3 protein-coding genes and 1 pseudogene are annotated in these 2698 nt (G+C 70.7%); 1 reads left to right on the top strand and 3 read right to left on the bottom strand.

Annotated elements, in window-relative coordinates:
- On the bottom strand, nt 1–537 hold a 537-nt coding region (locus E9934_RS19270), incomplete at its 3' end, for an oxygenase MpaB family protein (protein ID WP_136564528.1).
- A 168-nt stretch (nt 538–705) separates the two neighbouring features.
- Between E9934_RS19270 and E9934_RS19265 the strand changes: the two genes are divergently transcribed.
- Nucleotides 706–2256, top strand: coding sequence for a long-chain-fatty-acid--CoA ligase (locus E9934_RS19265; RefSeq protein ID WP_136564527.1), 1551 nt, complete (start codon nt 706–708; stop codon nt 2254–2256).
- 6 nt (nt 2257–2262) lie between these two features.
- On the opposite strand, the gene E9934_RS19260 is transcribed toward E9934_RS19265, so the two are convergent.
- On the bottom strand, nt 2263–2454 hold the full coding sequence (locus E9934_RS19260; protein WP_136564526.1) for a type II toxin-antitoxin system antitoxin: 192 nt from the start codon (nt 2452–2454) through the stop codon (nt 2263–2265).
- Nucleotides 2455–2491: 37 nt separating this feature from the next.
- Nucleotides 2492–2698 (bottom strand): annotated as a pseudogene (locus tag E9934_RS19785) (SPFH domain-containing protein); the annotation flags it as partial.

Genomic DNA, 2698 nt, shown 5'->3' with positions numbered 1-2698 from the left:
CTGCAGGCTCGTCGCGAGTCGGCCGAGGTGGGTGACGTACGGCTCCGACAGGGCGGCGGGTACGGCGCCGTGGAGCTTCTCGTAGAAGTCGCGCGACCCGTAGGCCAGGCAGAGGCCGACCCACAGCTGGAGGTCGCGGGCGAAGGCGTTGTACTTCACCGGGCTCTGGTCGGTGGAGCGCACGTGCCGGTGCTGCCGGTTGATCTCGCCGCGGAGGTGGTCGCGCTCGGCGTCCGTGCCGAGCAGTGCGACGGCGAGGTAGGTGACGGTCGTGCGGAGCCGCTTGCGCGGCACCTTCATGATGTTGCCGCTGTCGACGGTCGACTCGTGGACGCCGTAGCCGACGGCGGGCCAGCCGAGCTGCATGATGACGTTGGCCGTGCCGGCGTAGAAGACGGCATGCCCGTCCAGGAAGTCCCGCATGTCGAAGGGCCGCTCGGTCACCGGCCGCCCGCGCAGACGGGAGACCTGCAGGTCGGCGCGGGTGCGCAGCCGCTGCGAGGCCGCCTCGAGTCGGGTCGCGAGGGGGGTGGGCATGGGCTGCGGGCCGTCCTTCCGTGGCGCGAGCACCTCCCGGGCCGGGCTCAGGATAGGCCGACTATTGGCGACCTGCCAATAACTTCCCGGGAATCCCGTATCCTCCATCCAAACGCTCGTTCGGCAGGCACTCCCGTGCCTCGACCGCACCCCACGAAGGAGTCGACGATGATCCCCGACGTGCCCACCGCGCCGGCCTGGACCTTCCGCAACCACTGGATGGCGCAGGTCGCCGGCCACGCCCAGCAGCGGCCCGAGGCGACGGCACTGCGCCACCGTGGCGTCGACACCTCCTGGGCCCAGCTGCACGAGCGCTCGCTGCGCGTCGCGGGCGCGCTGCGCCGCCGCGGAGTGCAGGCCGGTGACCGCGTGCTCCTGCTGACGCTCAACCACTCGGAGTTCGTCGAGGCCGTCCTCGCGATCAACAGCCTCGGTGCCATCGCGACGCCGGTGAACTTCCGCCTCGCTCCCGCCGAGGTCAAGTACATCGTCGAGGACTCCGGCGCCACCGTGCTCCTGGTCGACCCGATGCTCGCTCCGCTCGCCTCCGCCGTGGTCGGCATGGGGGCTCCGCTCTCGACCCTGGTCGTCTTCGGTGAGGCCGAGGGCTTCGAGTCCTACGCCACGCTGGTCGACGAGCAGGGCCCGATCGAGCTCGACGACGTCGCCGAGGACGAGACCGCGCTCATCATCTACACCTCGGGTACGACGGGGCACCCCAAGGGCGCGATGCTCTCCCACCGCAACATGCAGCTGCAGGGCCTGACCTGCATCCGCGCGATGGACATGAACGACGAGTCCGACATCGGCTTCCTGACCGCGCCCTTCTTCCACATCGCGGGCCTGGGGTCCATGGTCGCCAACCTCGCCGTCGGCATCCCGACCGTGATCCACCCGCTGGGTGCGTTCGACCCGGCCGAGGTCGTCGACGCGTGGGAGAAGGAGCGGGCGACGATCGTCTTCAACGTCCCCCAGCAGTGGCAGGCCATCTGCGCCCTGCCCGGCATCAAGGAGCGCGACCTCGCACTGCGCATCATCAGCTGGGGAGCGGCTCCCGCCACCGACACGGTGCTGCGCGCGATGGCCGACTGCTTCCCCAACGCGATGAATGTCGCCGTCTTCGGTCAGACCGAGACCTCGCCGATCACCTGCGTGCTGCGCGGCGAGGACTCGCTGCGCAAGCTCGGCTCGGTCGGCCTGCCGATCCCGACGATCCAGTACCGGGTCGTCGACGAGCTGATGAACGACGTCCCGCGCGGCGAGGTCGGCGAGATCGTCTACCGCGGCCCGACGGTCACCCGCGGCTACTGGAACAAGCCGGCCGAGACCGCCGCGGCCTTCGCCGGCGGCTGGTTCCACTCCGGCGACCTCGTCAAGCAGGACGAGGACGGCTTCGTGTGGGTCGTCGACCGCAAGAAGGACATGATCATCACCGGCGGCGAGAACGTCTACTGCGCCGAGGTCGAGAACGCGATCGCCGAGCACCCCGACGTCCTCGAGGTCGCGATCATCGGCCAGGCCGACGACAAGTGGGGCGAGATCCCCGTCGCCATCGTCGCGCCCCGTCCGGGCGCCGAGGTCACCCTCGAGGCGCTGACCGAGTTCCTCGACGGCCGCCTGGCCCGCTACAAGTTCCCCAAGGAGCTGCGGACCATGGAGCTGCTGCCCCGCAACGCCGGCGGCAAGGTCCTCAAGACCGCGCTGCGCCAGGACGGCTGAAGCCCCTCAGGTCTCGTCCTGGTCGTCGGACCGGCTGGCTGGGAGGCGGCCGGTCCGGCGCAGGGCGTCGCGCAGCACCAGCTCGATCTGGGCGTTGGTGGAGCGCATCTCGTCGTCGGCCCACGCCCGGAGCGCGTCGGCGATCCGCGGATCCAGCCTCAGCAGGATCTGCGTGCGTTCGCGCTTCGGGCGGGGCATCGTCGTCGCTCCGGGTCGGTCCGGTTCGGTCCCGGTCTCAGTGGTGGATCGTGCCGACGTTGACGATCGGCTGCACGCCCCCGCCGCCGACGATCACGGTCAGCAGGTTGGAGGTCATCGCCGCCCGGCGCTCGGGGTCGAGCTCGATGTCGGTGTCGGCCTCGATCCGGGCGATGGCGTCGCCCACGATGCCGACGGCACCGTCGATCACCACGCGACGGGCGTCCAGGACGGCCTGCGCCTG

This window comes from Nocardioides caeni, assembly GCF_004912195.1.
In the GTDB taxonomy this organism is placed as follows: Bacteria; Actinomycetota; Actinomycetes; order Propionibacteriales; family Nocardioidaceae; genus Nocardioides; species Nocardioides caeni.
Note: the sequence above shows the minus strand (reverse complement) of the source record. Positions and strands in the feature narration are given on the sequence as shown.

Excerpts from the sequence above, each read along its gene's own strand:
- E9934_RS19260 (WP_136564526.1), bottom strand. The coding sequence starts at position 2,454 with ATGCCCCGCCCGAAGCGCGAACGCACGCAGATCCTGCTGAGGCTGGAT.
- E9934_RS19265 (WP_136564527.1), top strand. The coding sequence starts at position 706 with ATGATCCCCGACGTGCCCACCGCGCCGGCCTGGACCTTCCGCAACCAC.